This is a genomic window from Crocosphaera sp. UHCC 0190, from assembly GCF_034932065.1.
In the GTDB taxonomy this organism is placed as follows: domain Bacteria; phylum Cyanobacteriota; class Cyanobacteriia; order Cyanobacteriales; family Microcystaceae; genus UHCC-0190.
The window spans coordinates 443,674-460,299 of record NZ_JAYGHP010000002.1 but is presented as its reverse complement, the minus strand read 5'-3'; the positions used below and the strand labels follow the sequence as shown (position 1 = coordinate 460,299).

At 36.1% G+C, this 16,626-nt stretch carries 20 protein-coding genes; 10 read left to right on the top strand and 10 right to left on the bottom strand.

The genetic code is table 11. The annotated features are described in order from the left end of the window. Nucleotides 1–279: 279 nt before the first annotated feature. Nucleotides 280–1,179 (bottom strand): lipid kinase, encoded by a 900-nt coding sequence (locus VB715_RS05320; RefSeq protein WP_323300152.1) that lies wholly within the window; start codon nt 1,177–1,179, stop codon nt 280–282. Between the two features lie 236 nt (nt 1,180–1,415). On the opposite strand from VB715_RS05320, the gene VB715_RS05315 reads away from it, so the two are divergent. The 5 genes from VB715_RS05315 (at nt 1,416) to VB715_RS05295 (ending at nt 4,023) form a co-directional block, all read left to right on the top strand. Beyond that, complete coding sequence (locus tag VB715_RS05315) at nt 1,416–1,721, top strand: type II toxin-antitoxin system HigB family toxin (RefSeq protein WP_323300151.1); 306 nt, start codon at nt 1,416–1,418, stop codon at nt 1,719–1,721. A gap of 97 nt (nt 1,722–1,818) precedes the next feature. Continuing rightward, nucleotides 1,819–2,220: a helix-turn-helix domain-containing protein gene (locus VB715_RS05310; RefSeq protein ID WP_323300150.1), complete on the top strand. Its 402-nt coding sequence runs from the start codon at nt 1,819–1,821 to the stop codon at nt 2,218–2,220. Nucleotides 2,221–2,310: 90 nt separating this feature from the next. Further along, a complete protein-coding gene (wecB, locus tag VB715_RS05305) occupies nt 2,311–3,423 on the top strand; it encodes a non-hydrolyzing UDP-N-acetylglucosamine 2-epimerase (RefSeq protein ID WP_323300149.1) in 1,113 nt (370 codons plus the stop codon). Nucleotides 3,424–3,458: 35 nt separating this feature from the next. Beyond that, nucleotides 3,459–3,752: a BrnT family toxin gene (locus tag VB715_RS05300; RefSeq protein ID WP_323300148.1), complete on the top strand. Its 294-nt coding sequence runs from the start codon at nt 3,459–3,461 to the stop codon at nt 3,750–3,752. After that, the gene (locus VB715_RS05295; RefSeq protein ID WP_323300147.1) at nt 3,739–4,023 is read left to right on the top strand and encodes an antitoxin; all 285 of its coding nucleotides are present in this window, start codon (nt 3,739–3,741) and stop codon (nt 4,021–4,023) included. Before VB715_RS05300 ends, VB715_RS05295 begins: the two co-directional genes overlap by 14 nt. A 27-nt stretch (nt 4,024–4,050) precedes the next feature. Here the strand turns inward: VB715_RS05295 and VB715_RS05290 are convergent, their stop codons facing one another. Together VB715_RS05290 and VB715_RS05285 are read right to left on the bottom strand one after the other, a co-directional pair. Further along, nucleotides 4,051–4,152, bottom strand: coding sequence for a PEP-CTERM sorting domain-containing protein (locus VB715_RS05290; protein ID WP_323300146.1), 102 nt, complete (start codon nt 4,150–4,152; stop codon nt 4,051–4,053). Nucleotides 4,153–4,441: 289 nt separating this feature from the next. Continuing rightward, nucleotides 4,442–4,900 carry a DUF29 domain-containing protein gene (locus VB715_RS05285; protein WP_323300145.1) on the bottom strand — a complete coding sequence of 153 codons (459 nt, stop codon included), beginning with the start codon at nt 4,898–4,900 and terminating at the stop codon, nt 4,442–4,444. Nucleotides 4,901–5,099: 199 nt separating this feature from the next. On the opposite strand from VB715_RS05285, the gene cysS reads away from it, so the two are divergent. Together cysS and VB715_RS05275 are read left to right on the top strand one after the other, a co-directional pair. Then, entirely contained in the window at nt 5,100–6,548 is a 1,449-nt protein-coding gene (gene cysS, locus VB715_RS05280; RefSeq protein WP_323300144.1) for a cysteine--tRNA ligase, read from the top strand. A 50-nt stretch (nt 6,549–6,598) separates the two neighbouring features. Continuing rightward, on the top strand, nt 6,599–7,051 hold the full coding sequence (locus VB715_RS05275; protein ID WP_323300143.1) for a DUF29 domain-containing protein: 453 nt from the start codon (nt 6,599–6,601) through the stop codon (nt 7,049–7,051). 178 nt (nt 7,052–7,229) lie between these two features. Here the strand turns inward: VB715_RS05275 and VB715_RS05270 are convergent, their stop codons facing one another. Together VB715_RS05270 and VB715_RS05265 are read right to left on the bottom strand one after the other, a co-directional pair. After that, nucleotides 7,230–7,694 (bottom strand): DUF29 domain-containing protein, encoded by a 465-nt coding sequence (locus VB715_RS05270; RefSeq protein WP_323300142.1) that lies wholly within the window; start codon nt 7,692–7,694, stop codon nt 7,230–7,232. Between the two features lie 16 nt (nt 7,695–7,710). Then, entirely contained in the window at nt 7,711–8,148 is a 438-nt protein-coding gene (locus VB715_RS05265) for a hypothetical protein (RefSeq protein ID WP_323300141.1), read from the bottom strand. 305 nt (nt 8,149–8,453) lie between these two features. On the opposite strand from VB715_RS05265, the gene VB715_RS05260 reads away from it, so the two are divergent. Together VB715_RS05260 and VB715_RS05255 are read left to right on the top strand one after the other, a co-directional pair. Further along, entirely contained in the window at nt 8,454–9,674 is a 1,221-nt protein-coding gene (locus tag VB715_RS05260; protein ID WP_323300140.1) for an acetate kinase, read from the top strand. 125 nt (nt 9,675–9,799) lie between these two features. Continuing rightward, on the top strand, nt 9,800–10,870 hold the full coding sequence (locus VB715_RS05255; RefSeq protein ID WP_323300139.1) for a Gfo/Idh/MocA family oxidoreductase: 1,071 nt from the start codon (nt 9,800–9,802) through the stop codon (nt 10,868–10,870). Between the two features lie 69 nt (nt 10,871–10,939). On the opposite strand, the gene VB715_RS05250 is transcribed toward VB715_RS05255, so the two are convergent. From VB715_RS05250 to VB715_RS05230, 5 genes are all read right to left on the bottom strand, one after another. Continuing rightward, the gene (locus tag VB715_RS05250; RefSeq protein ID WP_323300138.1) at nt 10,940–11,716 is read right to left on the bottom strand and encodes a DUF3226 domain-containing protein; all 777 of its coding nucleotides are present in this window, start codon (nt 11,714–11,716) and stop codon (nt 10,940–10,942) included. Next, a complete protein-coding gene (locus VB715_RS05245) occupies nt 11,713–12,861 on the bottom strand; it encodes an AAA family ATPase (protein ID WP_323300137.1) in 1,149 nt (382 codons plus the stop codon). The genes VB715_RS05250 and VB715_RS05245 overlap by 4 nt, the downstream gene beginning before the upstream one ends. 85 nt (nt 12,862–12,946) lie before the next feature. Continuing rightward, a complete protein-coding gene (locus tag VB715_RS05240; RefSeq protein WP_323300136.1) occupies nt 12,947–13,123 on the bottom strand; it encodes a hypothetical protein in 177 nt (58 codons plus the stop codon). 71 nt (nt 13,124–13,194) lie between these two features. Beyond that, nucleotides 13,195–13,407, bottom strand: coding sequence for a DUF2283 domain-containing protein (locus VB715_RS05235; RefSeq protein WP_323300135.1), 213 nt, complete (start codon nt 13,405–13,407; stop codon nt 13,195–13,197). 17 nt (nt 13,408–13,424) lie between these two features. Then, the gene (locus VB715_RS05230; RefSeq protein ID WP_323300134.1) at nt 13,425–13,655 is read right to left on the bottom strand and encodes a hypothetical protein; all 231 of its coding nucleotides are present in this window, start codon (nt 13,653–13,655) and stop codon (nt 13,425–13,427) included. A 150-nt stretch (nt 13,656–13,805) separates the two neighbouring features. Between VB715_RS05230 and alaS the strand changes: the two genes are divergently transcribed. Then, on the top strand, nt 13,806–16,448 hold the full coding sequence (gene alaS, locus VB715_RS05225; RefSeq protein WP_323300133.1) for an alanine--tRNA ligase: 2,643 nt from the start codon (nt 13,806–13,808) through the stop codon (nt 16,446–16,448). Nucleotides 16,449–16,626: the final 178 nt, after the last annotated feature.

The window sequence follows — 16,626 nt, the reverse complement described above, 5'->3', positions numbered from 1 at the left end:
TGGAGAATTATCATGTCAAAAGATAAAAACGGTAACAAAGAATCCAAAAAACCTAAACAAAACCTTGAGGGGACTCAGAAGCCGAAAAAAGACCCTAAAAGATACGATGATTAATACTTTTGCCCCTCAGCTTTAGCAAAATAAACAACGATATACAGTCTAAAGCCTGATACTATAATAACAAATGCTGTCTACACAGCCTAATGATAGGCCCGCCTTCGCGGGCTTTGTCTGTATAGCTTAACCCTTAAGGATTTGAGTAGATAATTTTTAATAGTTTTACACACTAGGTTCGGTAGACCCGGAATTCCCAGGAACCAAGACCCCTAAACTCTGAGGAATTACCCGAAAAGTTGCTGGAGTTGCTGCGGTAATTTCTCCATCGGTATTAATATCTAATCGCTTACGAGTGCGAATTTCTAGATATTCTCCTTCCAAAGTTCTCACCCAATGTAAATTTCCCTGTTGTCCTTGAGGAAGTTTCCATAAAAGGGGAAAAATTTGCCACCAATGCTTTAATTCTAAACTATATAAATCTAAGCGTTGGTCATCAATGGTTGCATCTGCTGCAACAGCCATTCCTCCCCCGTAAAAGCGTCCATTTCCTACTGCAATTTGGATAGTTTTCACATGAATAGTTTCCCCATTAATGACAATATAAGCATGAAAAGGACGAGTTTGAGTAATCACTTGTAATGCTGTAAACCCATAGGCTAAAATGCCCCAACGACGTTTGGCCCCTTTGGACAATTTTGCCGTAATATGCACACTTAACCCCAAACTGGCCACATTAAAAAAGTGTTTGCCATTAACCCAACCCAGATCAATATATTTCAATTTTCCCTCAGCAATCACCCGACAAGCTTGGGGAATGGCCAGGGGAATATTGAGAGTACGGGCCAAATCATTCGCCGTTCCCAAGGGTAAAATACCTAAAGGAAGACTCATTTCCACCAAACTATCCACCACCGCATTAAGAGTTCCATCTCCCCCACCGACAATAACTAAATCAACCTTTGACCCGTGTTGACGTACCAATTGCGGTAATTCTTCAGCAGATTGAATGGGAAGGATGATCAGTTCAAATCCCAAATCATTGAGAATATCTACCGCTTGAGCAAAGTTATGTTGACCTTTGCGAGAATGACGGTTAACTAAGAGGAGGGCCTTTTTTGTCATGGGTTTTTTAACCTGAAACTCCCGACGGATAGACGGAAGGAATGCTTAGATTTTATCTTAAACTTTATTACTATTTTAGGCAGTCGAGTGTTAATTAGTTCTTTCCGGTATTTTATGGTGATAGTCGTCTGTTCAAAAGGCTTGACAAGTAACTTCGCAATTTGCTAAGATATTAGGGTTTAACAATCTAGAGGAAGTAAGACCATGATTTATCAAAAAGGAAAAAATAACGGTTTATGCACATCATTACACAGTCCACCTTGAAAAAATTCTGGAAGATTCACCCAGAAGCAGAAGTCGGGTTACGCTACTGGTATAAGCTTACTGTACAACATCAGTGGCAACACAAAGAGGATGTAAAAAATACATTTCCCTCAGCCGATCCGGTTGGTGGCTTTACCGTCTTCAATATTTCTGGTAATAACTATAGACTAATCACCTATATCGACTTCCAAAACCAAAAAGTTTTTATCAGAGCGGTATTAACCCATGCTGAGTATGATAAAAATAACTGGAAAAAAGATAGCTGGTATAGTCAATAAAATTACATAATTAAATCTTAATTTAAACGATTAACTTAATTAAATTCAAACTTGTCCAATTTTACTTCCTCTAGATTTTTCTGATTTCTTTAAAGCTATGCTAACTCAAGACTACTATAGAGAACTATTGCAGCAATTTCCACCTCGTACTATTAAGTCAGATGAAGAATTGGAGATCATGCAAGAAAGAGTAAATTCTCTTTTAGATAAATCTGAATTGATGGCAGATGAACAGGATTACTTGGATCTATTAGGGACTTTAATTTATCAATATGAACAAGCTCAAAATCTAATTCCTGATATTTATGGAGTAGAATTGCTTAGGGTTTTGATTGAAGAAAGGGGACTAAAACAAAAAGACCTTGTTCCTGTTTTTAACACTGAATCTATTGTTTCTGATGTTCTCAATGGCAAACGAGAATTGAATAAGAAACATATTCAAAAATTAGCTGATTTTTTTAATCTATCTCCTGCTGTTTTTTTTCCTAGATTTAATTAAATTTGGTCTATCATTTGTAGAGCAAATATTAAGGGATTTCAGATAAGCCCTAATCTTGTACAATAAATTAAGTCTTCAACTGTTCTCCCCATGACTTCACCCCCCTACAAAGTTTGTATTACCTTAGGAACCCGCCCCGAAGCCATAAAACTCGCCCCGGTGATCAAAAAGTTTCGTGACTCAGAAGCATTTGATAGCCATGTTATCTTAACGGGACAACATCGGGAAATGGTAGAACAGGTCATGGAACTGTTTGATATTACCGCAGATGAAGACTTAAATATTATGCAGCCCCGGCAAACCCTGACAGACATCACCTATCGCAGTTTACAAGGGTTAGAGGGCATTTTTCAGAAAATTAAGCCCCAATGTGTCATTGTTCAAGGAGACACCACAACCGCCTTTGCTGCTACCTTAGCGGCATTTTATCAACAAATTCCCATTGGTCATGTAGAGGCCGGGCTAAGAACCGATAATATTTATAACCCTTACCCCGAAGAAGCTAACCGTCGCTTAATTTCTCAACTCACCCAGTTACATTTTGCCCCCACCCAATTAGCGGTTGAAAATTTAGGGCGTTCCGGTGTTACAGGAGAAGTACATTTAACGGGAAATACCGTCATCGATGCTTTGTTAACCGTTGCCGAAAAACGGCCTCAATGTGCTATTAAAGGGTTAGATTGGACTGAATATCGGGTCTTACTCGCTACTGTTCATCGACGAGAAAATTGGGGCGAACCCTTACAAGATATTCTCAAAGGTTTTAACCTCATTTTAGACAAGTTTCCCGATACTGCTTTATTATTACCCATGCACCGTAATCCGACGGTCAGAGAACCCATTCAAGCTGCGTTAGGCAACCATCCCAGAGTCTTTTTAACCGAACCTTTGGACTATGCAGAATTAGTCGGGGCCATTCAACGTTGTTATTTATTATTAACAGATTCTGGGGGTTTACAAGAAGAAGCTCCCAGTTTAGGTAAACCTGTCTTAGTCTTACGAGAGACAACAGAACGCCCTGAAGCTGTAGACGCGGGAACTGCTAAGTTAGTAGGGACAGATTATCAAAATATTGTTACGCACACCAGTGAACTGTTAAGCGATCGCCTAATCTATGAAAAGATGGCTAATGCGGTTAATCCTTTTGGAGATGGAAAGGCAAGCGATCGCATTTTAGAAATTGTACGACGTTACCTTCATTAAAATAAGCAGTTAATCCTTAAGTGATAGCCTAATTTATGAAACAAATTAGATGGAATGAGGAGAAAAATGAAACATTGCAGATAGATAGAGGAGTTTCATTTGAAATGATTGTGAAAGCAGTAGAAAGAGGTGATATTCTCGATGATTTAATTCACCCTAATCAGTCTAAATATTCTAATCAAAGAATGATGATTGTTAAACTTAATAACTATGCTTATCTTGTTCCTTATGTAGAAAACTCATCAGAAATCTTCCTTAAAACAATCATTCCCTCTCGCAAAGCAACGAAACAGTATTTAATAGGAGACAACAAAAATGAATCAATTTAGCCCAGAAGAACAAGATATTATTCAATCCTTTGAAGCAGGTGAATGGATATCCCAAGGAACACCAGAAAGATTAAAACAATTACAGTTTTATGCAAAAAATACAGATGAGCAACAAATCACATTAAATATTTCCACTCAAGACCTAAAATCTATAGAAACTCAGGCAAAAGAACAAGGGATTTCTTGTGAAAAACTGATGTCTAGTATCCTTCATAAATATCTTACGGGAAAACTGATAGAAAAGGAAAGATTAAGTAGGGATAATTCATGAATTATCCCTGTAGAAAAAATAATCAATTTAAGCTTTTTTCTTTAACTTAGTAGCCATGCCTAAAATTCCTGCACCCACTAACATTGTCAGCGGTTCAGGTTCAGGTACAGGAGTAGCAGAAGAGAACATCAAACTTGAATTATCGCTATCTATAACCCCAGTAGCAGCATTAGCAGACAATTGAACATTAAATGAGCTACCTGCTACGAAACGGCTCTCCCGTACTTGTGGTGATAAGTAAAGCTTATAATTCGTAGGGTGGGTTAGACGCGGCTATGATTTTGATGAAAAACTAATAAGTTTTAATCCGCGTCGTAACCCACCATCTTAAGTATTGTAGCTGATTATACATTTTATACCAAGATGTCGGGAGAGCCAAAAAAATAGACTAAAACTCTTAAGAGTTTAGCTAAATCAATTATTGATTGTCTTTTAATCTTGTCATCAAATCTTCAAACCTATAAGGACATTGCTCAGGAAGGTTTAACTTATATTCACTTAAAACTAATCGTTTCGCCCTTTCGTATTCTTTGTCTATGTCTATTTTATTTAAGAGAGTTTTTGTTAATCGTCTCTCAATTTCATCTTGAAAGTTATTAATTTCAGTTTTCCAGTGATTGCGAGGATAACTCTCAGAAGAATAGTCTAGTTTTAGTTTGTGTTCAATTAATCTTTTTACCCAACTACTGACAGCATGGAGTTGTTCCTTTCCCAAGTCCTCTATCTCCTCTTTTAAGTTCTCCCAATCAAGAGCTTTTATATTATGATCATTTAAGGCTTGAGCTTGTTGAATCGTCCACTCTAAAAAGTCAGTTTCATAAAGATGATTTATTTTAGTTGTCTCATGGGTTTGTGTCGTCCCATCCATAGAACTCATGAATTCAACTCCTAATAAATTACTTGATACACATTCTGATTTTATTTTATCAATTATCAAAATATTGTTACGATAATTAGGGAATGGTTAAGCGATCGCCTAATCTATGAAAGGATGACCCTTGTGCAACCTGATGATCAACAGTAATCAGCAACAATAAAAAAGCTGATGACTGATAACTGATGACTGATAACTGAACATGACACTAACCGTATACAACACCATTACCCGTAAAAAAGAACCCTTTACCACCATTGAACAAGGTAAAGTGAGGATGTATTGCTGTGGCATTACAGTCTATGATTATTGTCACTTGGGTCATGCGAGAACCTGTATTGTTTGGGACGTGGTACGCCGTTATTTACAATGGCGTGGTTATGAAGTTAACTATATTCAGAATTTTACGGATATTGACGATAAGATATTAAACCGTGCAAGAAAAGAAAATACAACCATGGAAGCGGTATCAGAACGATTTATTGAGGCGTATTTTGAAGATATGGAACGCCTTGGTGTACAAAAAGCAGACGCTTACCCTCGCGCTACCCATACCCTCAATGGTATTCAACGGTTAGTCTCGGAGTTAGAAGCGAAAGGATATGCTTATGCTTCAGAGGGAGATGTTTATTATAATGTGCATCAGTTTAAAGGCTATGGTAAGCTTTCTGGCCGCAAATTAGAAGATTTACAAGCGGGGGCCAGTGGTAGAGTAGCAATAGAAGACCCCGAAGCAAGTAAGAAAAAAGACCCCGCAGATTTTGCGGTGTGGAAGGGAGCGAAACCTGGGGAACCAGCTTGGGACTCTCCTTGGGGAAAAGGCCGGCCAGGATGGCATATTGAATGTTCTGCAATGGTAAGAGAGAGGTTAGGAGAAACTATTGACCTTCATGTGGGGGGCAGTGATTTGATTTTTCCTCACCATGAAAATGAGATCGCCCAGTCAGAAGCAGTCACAGGTAAACCTTTGGCCCGTTATTGGTTACATAATGGCATGGTTAAGGTGGGTGGGGAAAAAATGTCGAAATCTTTGGGCAATTTTACAACTATTCGGGACTTATTAGCTAAAATTGACCCAATGGCGGTACGGTTATTTATTCTACAAGCTCATTATCGCAAACCTGTAGACTTTACTGATGAAGCGTTAGAAGCAGTAACTAATGGCTGGCATACCTTATCAGAAGGGTTATTATTTGGCTATCAATATGGTCAACAATTAGGGTTTAAGGTAGATGATTCTGAGTTATTACCTGAGTTTATCCAACGGTTTCAAGAGATAGTTGATGATGATTTTAATTTTGCGGGTGGCTTAGCAGTTTTGTTTGAAATGGCCAAAGAATTACGCAAAGAAGGTAATTTATTAACCCATCAAGGACAAACAGAAACCTCTGCCGAACTATTAGAGAAACAATGGCATACTTTAGTTAGTTTAGCTCAAGTTTTAGGATTAGAAGCGGATCAAACACAGCTTAAAACTGAACCGAGTAACGGGTTAAGTGATGCTGAAATTGAGAACTTAATTGAACAACGAAAAGCAGCCAGAAAAGCCAAGAATTTTGCAGAAGGCGATCGCATTCGAGATGAGTTGAAAGAACAAGGTATTATATTGGTGGATCAACCTGGAGGCGTTACGACTTGGCATCGGGGTTAAGCTTTTAATTCCTCTAAAAATTTTTATCTAGAAATTGGATGGGATAAATAATGCAAGACATATTCACAAAAACTGATTTACAAAATCTTTATGAAATTGATGATCACCTTTGGTTACAAGAAACAATTAAATTATTAAAATCCCATCGTTTTAACGAATTAGATTTAGACAATTTAATCGAGGAATTAGAAAGCTTGGGTAGACGAGATAAAAACAAAGCGACAAGTTTACTTGAACAAGTGATAAGACATCTTTTGTTATTACAATTTTGGACAGAAGAATATGAAGATAATGCAGCACATTGGGAGTCTGAAATTGATAGTTTTCGTACCCAATTAAAACGACATTTGACTACAAATTTGTATCAGCATTTGGAACAAGAATATAATAATATTTATGATGATGCCTTGCGATATGTAACAAAAAAAACTCGCCTAAAAAGTTTCCCCAAAAAATCCCCTTATACTTTAGAACAGGTAATAGATATTAATTGGCTTCCTTAGTTTTATTTTTGAGTTAGAATGAACACTTTTCCTGATTTTTAGAACACATTGTACAGATATCTCTCCCTAAGTTTGTATTATAAAGGTTATAACCTGATACTTATCATTAACTCTAACAGCATATATTTTAAGTTTGAATGGTAATTTAATTTTCATTCTTTTAGTCTCCATATTCTACTTAACTAAAAAAATCATCATCTAAAATTTGCTCTATCGTAAAAATACACTGTGTAGGATATTCAGATTCATCAGGAATAGGAATGCCAAAAGACGCTTTTTTGCCTTCTTGAATAGCAATATCTCTCCCATCATTATAAGCTTCTTCTAAAATTTTTGGTAAATAACTTTTGAGGGAAGGAGTTTTAGATAGTTGCTTTTTAATGCGTTTACGATGCTCAATAACTGAATTATACCAACTATTTTTCATGGTTTCTGGTACGTCAGCTTGAACCGTTAATTTTAGTAAATGCGCTAACAAAATCATTAAATTACTTTCTAAAGCATTTTTTTCTGCTTTACCCAAGTCTTTTAACTCCTCAATTAAATTAATTGTATCTAATGCTTCAAAATCATAAGTTTCTAGCTGCTTAATAGTTGCTGCCAACCATAAATTAAAATCTTTTTCATACAGATATTTACTCATGATAAACCCACACAAATTACTTACAAATTAAAATTAAAGCTTCACGAATCGTATTACCAAATTCCCAACTACTTTCAGGACTAATATCAATTGCAACCGCTTGAGAGGCAATTTCTTGAGAGACAATATCCCCTAATGGACTAACTGTTGTTGCTTCTAAAATATTAACTGTATCTGAACCACAACTCCCCTTATAATTAGTCGTGCGGGTATTGCCATCCGATTGTTTATAAGCAATACTAAAAGTAAGGTTTTCTAGACTTTTCTTCTTTAATTTTACTGTATAACTAATATCATTTTGAACAAAGATCATTTCTGGTTTTGCTAAAAGAGGATTTATAAAAGCATTGACCCCAAATATAGTAAAAATTAACGTTAAATGAAAACTAAAATATTCAAAATTTCGTCTATTAAGGGATAAGGATTTAGTTAATGAATTTCTCTGGGTTTTCATGGCTTTATTGAAAAAAATCAAAATAAATGAACCTGATTAATTATAGCCTCAATTTTTGATAGATTCTAGCAAAATTTAACATTTTTCTTATTCTTTATTACTGATTCTATTTTCTGACAATGCCACAGTACGTTTAAACTACAAAAAGGTAATAATGTCTAACTACTTAGCCTTAACCTTGCCTTAGTTTAAGTGAGATTTTTAATTTTTTATTGAAGATTAATAAAGATCTAAAATCTAAAATCAGATTACCTATCTTTAATCTGATATCATTATGATATAAAAAATAATATTTACAGAAAATCATGAAAATTTTAGTTTTAAATGCCGGGTCAAGTAGTCAAAAAAGTTGTTTATATGACCTCGGTGATCAAAAGTTACCCGAACATCCCCTCAAACCAGTATGGGAAGCAATGATTGATTGGACAGTCTCAGAAGGTCAAGGAATTTTAACAGTTAAATCAAATCACATCAAACAAAAAATAACCTTACAATCAGAGAATAAAACTCAAGATATTGCTCAAATGCTCAACAGTTTAATTCAAGGAGAAACACGGGTTATTAATCAATTTTCTGAAATTAATATGGTTGGTCATCGAGTAGTTCATGGGGGAACTAAATATTCTGAAGCAACGATAATCACCCCAGAAGTAAAAGCAACAATTAAAGATTTAATTCCCCTAGCTCCTAATCATAATCCTGCCCATATCCAAGGGATTGAAGCCATAGAAACTATCCTAGGCAATGTTCCCCAAGTAGCAGTATTTGACACAGCTTTTCATCATAAAATACCTGTAGAAAATGCAGCTTATCCCATTCCTTACGAATGGTTGGCCAAAGGAATTCGTCGCTATGGATTTCATGGTATCAGTCATCAATATTGTGCTAAACTGGCTGCTCAAATCTTAAATAAGCCCCTATCTTCTCTAAAATTAATTAACTGTCACTTGGGCAATGGCTGTTCTTTATCTGCCATTAAAGATGGAATCAGTATTGACACGACGATGGGATTTACTCCCTTAGAAGGACTAATGATGGGAACCCGTAGCGGGTCAATTGATCCCGCTATTTTAATTTATTTAATGCGAGAATATCAATACAGTCCTAAGCAATTAAATACTATGTTAAATAAAGAATCAGGGTTAAAAGGAATCTCTGGTATTTCTGCTGATGTAAGATCTATTTTTCAAGGCATAAAAGAAGACAATGAACGGGCCCAATTAGCCCTTGATATGTATGTTCATAGACTGCGATCGCAGATTGGTTCGATGTTAGCTGTTTTAGGAGGATTAGATGCCTTAATTTTTACCGCAGGAGTGGGAGAAAATGCCCCTATTATCAGAGAAAAAGCCTGTGAATCTTTTGGCTTTTTCGGGTTAAAATTAGACCGAGAAAAAAATGAAGCCTCTCCCGTTGATGTAGATATTGCCGCCACTGATTCATCCGTGAGAATTTTGGTGATTCATACCGAAGAAGATTGGGCGATCGCCCAAGAATGTTGGCATTTGCATCAATTACCCAGCTAGGCTGTGAAATTTCTTTACAATTGGGCCAATTGTGTTACTATTTTGGGTGATTGACTCATGAACCTATTTATGCAACGTTCGGCCAATCAACCTTGGTGGAGGAGTTTACAGGAGTGACAAACCAAATGTCAGATACACAGCCATCCCAAAAAGTACACAGAAGTAGCTTTGATCCCATACGCATCGGTGTCATTGGTGTGGGAAACATGGGACAACATCATACCCGCATTCTCAGCTTACTCAAAGATGTAGAATTTATCGGCATTTCCGATGTTAATGTAGAACGAGGAATCGACATTGCCAGTAAGTATCGGGTTCGTTTCTTTGAAAATTATCTTGATCTGCTGCCCCATGTCGATGCAGTTTGTATTGCAGTTCCCACCCGTTTGCATCATCCTGTGGGAATGGACTGTTTAAAGGCCGGTGTTCACACTCTGATTGAAAAGCCGATCGCGGCCAGTATCGCTGAAGCAGAATCTTTAGTCAATGCTGCCGCTTGTTCTAACGGTATTTTACAAGTCGGACATATTGAACGGTTTAACCCTGCTTTCCAAGAACTCAGTAAAGTCCTAAAAACCGAAGAAGTCCTCGCGTTAGAGGCTCACCGCATGAGTCCCTACTCTCAACGGGCCAACGATGTTTCTGTGGTCTTAGATTTGATGATCCATGACATTGACCTATTGTTAGAATTAGTAGGATCACCTGTCATCAAATTGACTGCCAGTGGTAGTCGTGCCTCTGACTCTGGTTATTTAGATTATGTTACCGCAACTTTAGGGTTTGCTAATGGCATTGTTGCCACCCTCACCGCAAGTAAAGTCACTCACCGCAAAATTCGCCGTTTAGCGGCCCATTGTAAAAATTGCTTAACTGAGGCTGATTTCCTCAATAATGATATTTTAATTCACAGACAAACGACTGCTAACTATAGTACGGATTATGGTCAGGTATTGTATCGTCAAGATGGACTAATTGAGAAGGTTCACACCACAAAAATTGAACCCCTTCATGCTGAATTAGAACATTTTGTCCATTGTGTCCGAGGAGGTGATCAGCCTTCTGTGGGTGGAACCCAGGCCCTGAAAGCGTTACGCTTAGCCAGTTTGATTGAACAAATGGCCCTAGATGGACAAGTTTGGCAGCAACCAGAGGTTAATTATCAATATCTTAATCCTGGTCAAGTTGGTGTTTTTTAAACCGACAATGATGGGTGTTACCAACGGATTAAAACCCTAATTTTTTTAATGGTAATGCCCATTATATAACTAGGTTAAATCGAGTAATTGCTTGAGAAATTCAATAAAACTAGCAAGTTCAATAACGTTCTGAATTGTCTTTTCACTTATCCAGTTATTATCGGCAATACTCACTGTATTGGTTTTTCCTGGTTTGAGAACACTAACCACTGAAGCAATAATCGCTTTATCTTTATCAAAGTTTTTAAATTTATGATATTTCTGGGATGAATTATCTAACTTAGAAATATAATTTTCTGCTTCTGTGATGTATTCAGTATAAGCTTCTTTTCCGCATTTTAGTAAAATACTGTCTAAAACCCCATTATTATTATTATCGGGTAAAATATACATTCCTGTTTTCGTCTTACCATCAGCAATTATACCAGGTTTACTAGGAAAATCAGAAAAATAGGGTTTGAAGGTTTCCTGAAAATTTTGAGCAATATTTTTAGGGGATTTTTTATCCGCATCTACAATAATAGCAAAGGCAGATAATTCAGTTTGATAAGGTGGATGAGTAAATAAAATATCATCTAGATTTGTTGATAAGTTACTTCCTCCACCACAATAAATTGCAATAGAATGGGTTTCTGTAAACAAAATAGAAGGCATATCTAATCTAGCATACAAATCTCCATTTTTAGGATATTGTGGAGTGAATTTTCTCCAAAAAGGATCAAGATATTCTGCTTTTCCTTGATGAATTTTTCTGAAATCTTGAAACCCTAATACTCTTAAAAGTTTACCAACAAATGCTTGATCATGAGGCCCTTCAACTCCAATAATAGAATAATGATGACTCACCAACGAACCTCCTGGCCGAGATTTTCTCTTAAGCGTTGCAGTCTATCTCTTCCAATACGAATAGCATCGGTTTTAGTTTCTTTTTGTTCTAAACGATATAAAACTAAATCTGTATCCGAGTCTGTTGCTGCTAAAATTGCATCCACTGCTTCAAGACTATGGGTGGTTGCAAATAGTTGTATGTTCAATTGTTTACACCATGTTACTATCCAAGAAAAAGAGTCTTTTAATGCTTCTGTATGGATAGCGGTTTCAATTTCATCAATTAATAAAATTCCATCTTTTAACTGAACTAACTCTAAGGCAATATATACCAAACGACGAACTCCATCACCAAAGGTACTAAGAGGTACTAAACCCATTTTATTATGTTGGACATAAACAGTAATAACTCCTCTTGTACTTTGATGCGTTAAAATTTCTAAATCTTGAATATTTGGATCTAGAGATTTCAGTAAACTAATTAATTCTAATGTAAACCCTTTTATTTTTGCCTGAGTAAGCAGTATCGGTGCATAAGATTCGGTGCGATGAGATGAGGGAGAAATTGCTGTATAATCAATCTGTAATCCTTGTGATCTATTCAAGTTGATGATTCTATCATTTTTCCATAATTCAAATTTTTCGGTAATTTCTTCTTCTAAATTATTTTTTAAAAAACTTATTTTCACTTGTAATAATATTCCCGTTTGAATAACATTACTATTATGTGAATTTTCCCATAAGTTTCTCTCTTGATCTTGCTCAATATCAAATAGACTTAGCTGACCATCACTTCTAAGACTTTCAATTCTTTTATAAAAAGCCTTTATTTTTTTAATGGGATAAAGACCATTACTTGTAATTAGTATTATCCCTTCATCAAGCTTATTATTGTTGAGATAATCATAGGGAAACAACAAAGTTATTGAATCTGGTATCGATAAATAAGAAAACTTACTTTCATTTTCACGCTGTCTAGAAATCGTGTACCATTCCCGTAAATTTAACGGATTACAATAAAGGGAAATTGCTTCTAAAACACTGGTTTTTCCACAATTATTAATCCCCACAAATAAATTAATTCTACCCAGATCATTTAATTCTAAATCTCGGATACCTCTAAAACTATGAATATGTAAACTTTCGAGTTGTTTTTTGTTCACAAATACTATACAGATAACGACTCAACTCTAATTATAGGCCATAATCTAAGTTTTGATAAGTCGTCCGGTAATATTACAATATCTATCAGTTATCTTCTAACCAATTTTGATATCCATAGACTAATAAATGTTGTTTAATTTTATCTACCAAATTAGAATCAGGTATCTCTCTAGAACTTACTTTATAAATATCATTAAAAACTACTGCATAATCTTTACCCATATAATGAGAAATTACCTCAGCTAAATTTCGATCTGACATTTCTTCATAAAGTAATGCTAACAATGGCTAATAACTTTCTGAATCAATTCCATTGGGAAAAGCTGACTTAATTAAATTTGTGTTAATACTTGGGGTAAATTAATAGTTTCAAGTTCCTGTAAATTTAATTTACTTGAAGCATTATCAATATCAATTCCAACTAAATGACCATTTTTATCAAAATCAATGACAACCTCATCAACAATTTCTTGAGAGTCAACACTTGGTTTATCACTTAATTCAATATATAAAGAATCAGTTTCAGGATAATAATGTAACTTCATGATTTTTCTTTCCTCATTTATAATTTAAAATTTCGATCAGGAAAAGCATTATGAACAGTTTCCCTATCTTCCAATGTCACAACTCTTAAATATTTACCCAATTCAGAAATAAAAACCCAATATCGAACACGATTATTTGGTTCAATTTCTATTCTAACAGGTCTATCTAATGCCTTTTGACACCATTCACGTTGTAAATAAGGACGTTTTGCCAAAACAACATTTTCAAAGTACGGAGTTGTTTTCATTGTCAACAATTTCTCAATTATTGTGCTAGTTAATAGACAACTCCATTAACTGAATTTGTATCCTTATTATAATCTTTATCGTTGTCCTAGCATCAAAAATGCCACAATAAAGAAACAAGGATAGAAGGACTCATCATCAAGGAAACCACAATGGCCAAAACTGCACCCTCTCTCACTGGTAGTCAAATACGGGATAAATTTCTGCAATTTTACGCTAAGAAACAACATGAAATCTTACCCAGTGCATCTTTAGTTCCCGAAGACCCCACGGTATTACTTACCATTGCGGGAATGCTTCCCTTTAAACCCATTTTTCTCGGTCAGAAGCAACCAGACTTCCCCCGTGCGACTACTTCTCAAAAATGTATCCGTACCAATGATATCGAAAACGTGGGACGCACTGCTAGACATCACACCTTTTTCGAGATGTTAGGTAATTTTAGCTTTGGGGACTATTTCAAAGAACAAGCAATTAAATGGGCCTGGGAACTCTCTACAAAAGTGTATAAATTACCCGCAGAAAACATCGTCGTCAGTGTCTTTGAAAAGGATGATGAAGCGTTTAAAATTTGGGAGAATATTATTGGTATTCCTCCTAAACGCATTCAACGAATGGGGGAAAAAGATAACTTTTGGAAAGCTGGCCCCACTGGCCCCTGTGGCCCCTGTTCAGAATTATATTATGATTTCCACCCCGAATTAGGAGACAAAAATATTGACTTAGAAGATGATTCCCGTTTCATCGAGTTTTATAACTTGGTGTTTATGGAATATAATCGTGATACAGATGGCAATTTAACCCCGTTACAAAACAGGAATATTGACACGGGAATGGGGTTAGAAAGAATGGCCCAAATATTGCAAAAAGTCCCAAATAATTATGAGACAGATCTGATTTTTCCCATTATTGAAACTGCTGCCAATATTGCCGGAATTAAGTACAAGAAAGCGGATGAAAAGATCAAGATATCTTTAAAAGTAATTGGAGATCATGTTCGTTCAGTTGTTCACATGATCGCTGATGGAATTACAGCATCAAATACGGATAGAGGGTATGTTTTACGTCGTTTAATTCGTCGTGTTGTTCGTCATGGTCGTTTAATAGGTATTGAGGGGCAATTTATCAATCAAGTTGCTGAAGCAGCGATCCAACTTTCCGAGGAAGTTTATCCCCAAGTGAGGGAACGGGAAAGCTTTATCAAAGGAGAATTAGAACGGGAAGAAGTGGCATTCTTAAAGACATTAGAACGGGGTGAAAAGCTACTCGCTGAAATTATCAGTAAAACACCGAATAAAGGTCAAATTTCTGGGGTAGATGCTTTCACTTTATATGATACTTATGGTTTCCCTTTAGAGTTAACCCAAGAAATTGCAGAAGAAAGCAATTTAACCGTTGATGTCGAAGGGTTTGAAGTAGCAATGAAGCAGCAACAAGAAAGATCAAAAGCTGCTCATGAAACCATTGATTTAACGGTACAAGGTAGCTTAGATAAGTTAGCTGAACATATTCACCCCACAGAATTTTTGGGCTATACTGATCTACAATTAACCGCAAAAATTGAAGCAGTTTTAGTTGAGGGTAAAACCGTAGACAAAGCTGAAGCAGGAACGGACATTCAAATAGTTCTAAATAAGACCCCATTCTATGGAGAGTCAGGGGGACAGATAGGCGATTGCGGTTATTTAACTGGTGATAATTTAGTGATTCGTATCGATGATGTCAAAAAAGAATCAGGAATTTTTGTTCATTTTGGACGTATAGAAAGGGGTCAAGCTTCGGTTAATGATACAGTAACAGCTACCATTGATCGCGCTTGTCGTCGTCGGGTTCAAGCTAATCATACGGCAACCCATTTATTACAAGCAGCATTGAAGAAAGTTGTGGATGATTCTATTTCTCAAGCTGGATCATTAGTAGACTTTGATCGTCTCAGATTTGACTTTAATTGTCCCCGCGCTGTAACCTCAAATGAGTTACAACAAATTGAGGATATTATTAATACTTGGATCGCAGAAGCACATGACACAGAAATCGCAACAATGCCTATAGAAACTGCCAAAGAAAAAGGCGCAGTTGCAATGTTTGGGGAGAAATATGGGGCAGAAGTTCGGGTGATAGATGTCCCTGGAGTTTCTATGGAGTTATGCGGGGGAACTCATGTTAAAAATACTGCTGAGATTGGACTGTTTAAAATCATGTCAGAAAGCGGTATTTCTTCAGGAGTAAGACGCATTGAAGCGGTTGCAGGGCCGGCTGTGTTAGAATATTTGAAAGTACGGGAAACTGTGGTTAAAGATCTCTGCGATCGCTTTAAAATTAAACCGGAAGAAATCAGAGATCGCATTACATCTTTACAGTTGGAACTAAAGACAACCCAAAAAGAATTAGACTCAGTAAAACAAGATTTAGCAATTGCCAAATCTGACCAATTATTAAACAAAGCAGAATCAATTGGTGAGTTTAAACTTTTGGTATCAGACATGGGAGAAATGGACGCAAAAGCTTTACAAACGGCAGCAGAAAGGTTACAACAAAAATTAGGAGAAGGTGCTGTTATTTTGGGTTCTATTCCCGAAGAAGGAAAGGTTAGTTTAGTAGCAGCTTTTAGTCCAAAAGTCAATAAAAATAAGCAGCTACAAGCAGGTAAATTTGTCGGAGAAATTGCTAAAATATGCGGAGGTGGTGGGGGTGGCCGTCCTAATTTAGCACAAGCAGGAGGACGTGATCCTAGTAAGCTAAAAGAAGCTTTAGAAACTGCTAAAAAACAGTTAATTGAAGCCTTAAAAGGTTGATAGAATTTAGATATTTTGTAGGGGTTTAACACTGTTAAACCCCTATCTCTTTTAACAAGATGAAAGATCGCTTAATTAGGAATCGCACTTTATTATTCTTCAATAGAGTTAATTGATAATGAACCATGAATCACAGCAATGATATCTATTTGCTCAGCTTTAATCAGATAAATAATGC

Excerpts from the sequence above, each read along its gene's own strand:
- VB715_RS05320 (WP_323300152.1), bottom strand. The coding sequence starts at position 1,179 with ATGACAAAAAAGGCCCTCCTCTTAGTTAACCGTCATTCTCGCAAAGGT.
- VB715_RS05315 (WP_323300151.1), top strand. The coding sequence starts at position 1,416 with ATGCACATCATTACACAGTCCACCTTGAAAAAATTCTGGAAGATTCAC.
- VB715_RS05310 (WP_323300150.1), top strand. The coding sequence starts at position 1,819 with ATGCTAACTCAAGACTACTATAGAGAACTATTGCAGCAATTTCCACCT.
- wecB (WP_323300149.1), top strand. The coding sequence starts at position 2,311 with ATGACTTCACCCCCCTACAAAGTTTGTATTACCTTAGGAACCCGCCCC.
- VB715_RS05300 (WP_323300148.1), top strand. The coding sequence starts at position 3,459 with ATGAAACAAATTAGATGGAATGAGGAGAAAAATGAAACATTGCAGATA.
- VB715_RS05295 (WP_323300147.1), top strand. The coding sequence starts at position 3,739 with ATGAATCAATTTAGCCCAGAAGAACAAGATATTATTCAATCCTTTGAA.
- VB715_RS05290 (WP_323300146.1), bottom strand. The coding sequence starts at position 4,152 with ATGTTCTCTTCTGCTACTCCTGTACCTGAACCTGAACCGCTGACAATG.
- VB715_RS05285 (WP_323300145.1), bottom strand. The coding sequence starts at position 4,900 with ATGAGTTCTATGGATGGGACGACACAAACCCATGAGACAACTAAAATA.
- cysS (WP_323300144.1), top strand. The coding sequence starts at position 5,100 with ATGACACTAACCGTATACAACACCATTACCCGTAAAAAAGAACCCTTT.
- VB715_RS05275 (WP_323300143.1), top strand. The coding sequence starts at position 6,599 with ATGCAAGACATATTCACAAAAACTGATTTACAAAATCTTTATGAAATT.
- VB715_RS05270 (WP_323300142.1), bottom strand. The coding sequence starts at position 7,694 with ATGAGTAAATATCTGTATGAAAAAGATTTTAATTTATGGTTGGCAGCA.
- VB715_RS05265 (WP_323300141.1), bottom strand. The coding sequence starts at position 8,148 with ATGAAAACCCAGAGAAATTCATTAACTAAATCCTTATCCCTTAATAGA.
- VB715_RS05260 (WP_323300140.1), top strand. The coding sequence starts at position 8,454 with ATGAAAATTTTAGTTTTAAATGCCGGGTCAAGTAGTCAAAAAAGTTGT.
- VB715_RS05255 (WP_323300139.1), top strand. The coding sequence starts at position 9,800 with ATGTCAGATACACAGCCATCCCAAAAAGTACACAGAAGTAGCTTTGAT.
- VB715_RS05240 (WP_323300136.1), bottom strand. The coding sequence starts at position 13,123 with ATGTCAGATCGAAATTTAGCTGAGGTAATTTCTCATTATATGGGTAAA.
- VB715_RS05235 (WP_323300135.1), bottom strand. The coding sequence starts at position 13,407 with ATGAAGTTACATTATTATCCTGAAACTGATTCTTTATATATTGAATTA.
- VB715_RS05230 (WP_323300134.1), bottom strand. The coding sequence starts at position 13,655 with ATGAAAACAACTCCGTACTTTGAAAATGTTGTTTTGGCAAAACGTCCT.
- alaS (WP_323300133.1), top strand. The coding sequence starts at position 13,806 with ATGGCCAAAACTGCACCCTCTCTCACTGGTAGTCAAATACGGGATAAA.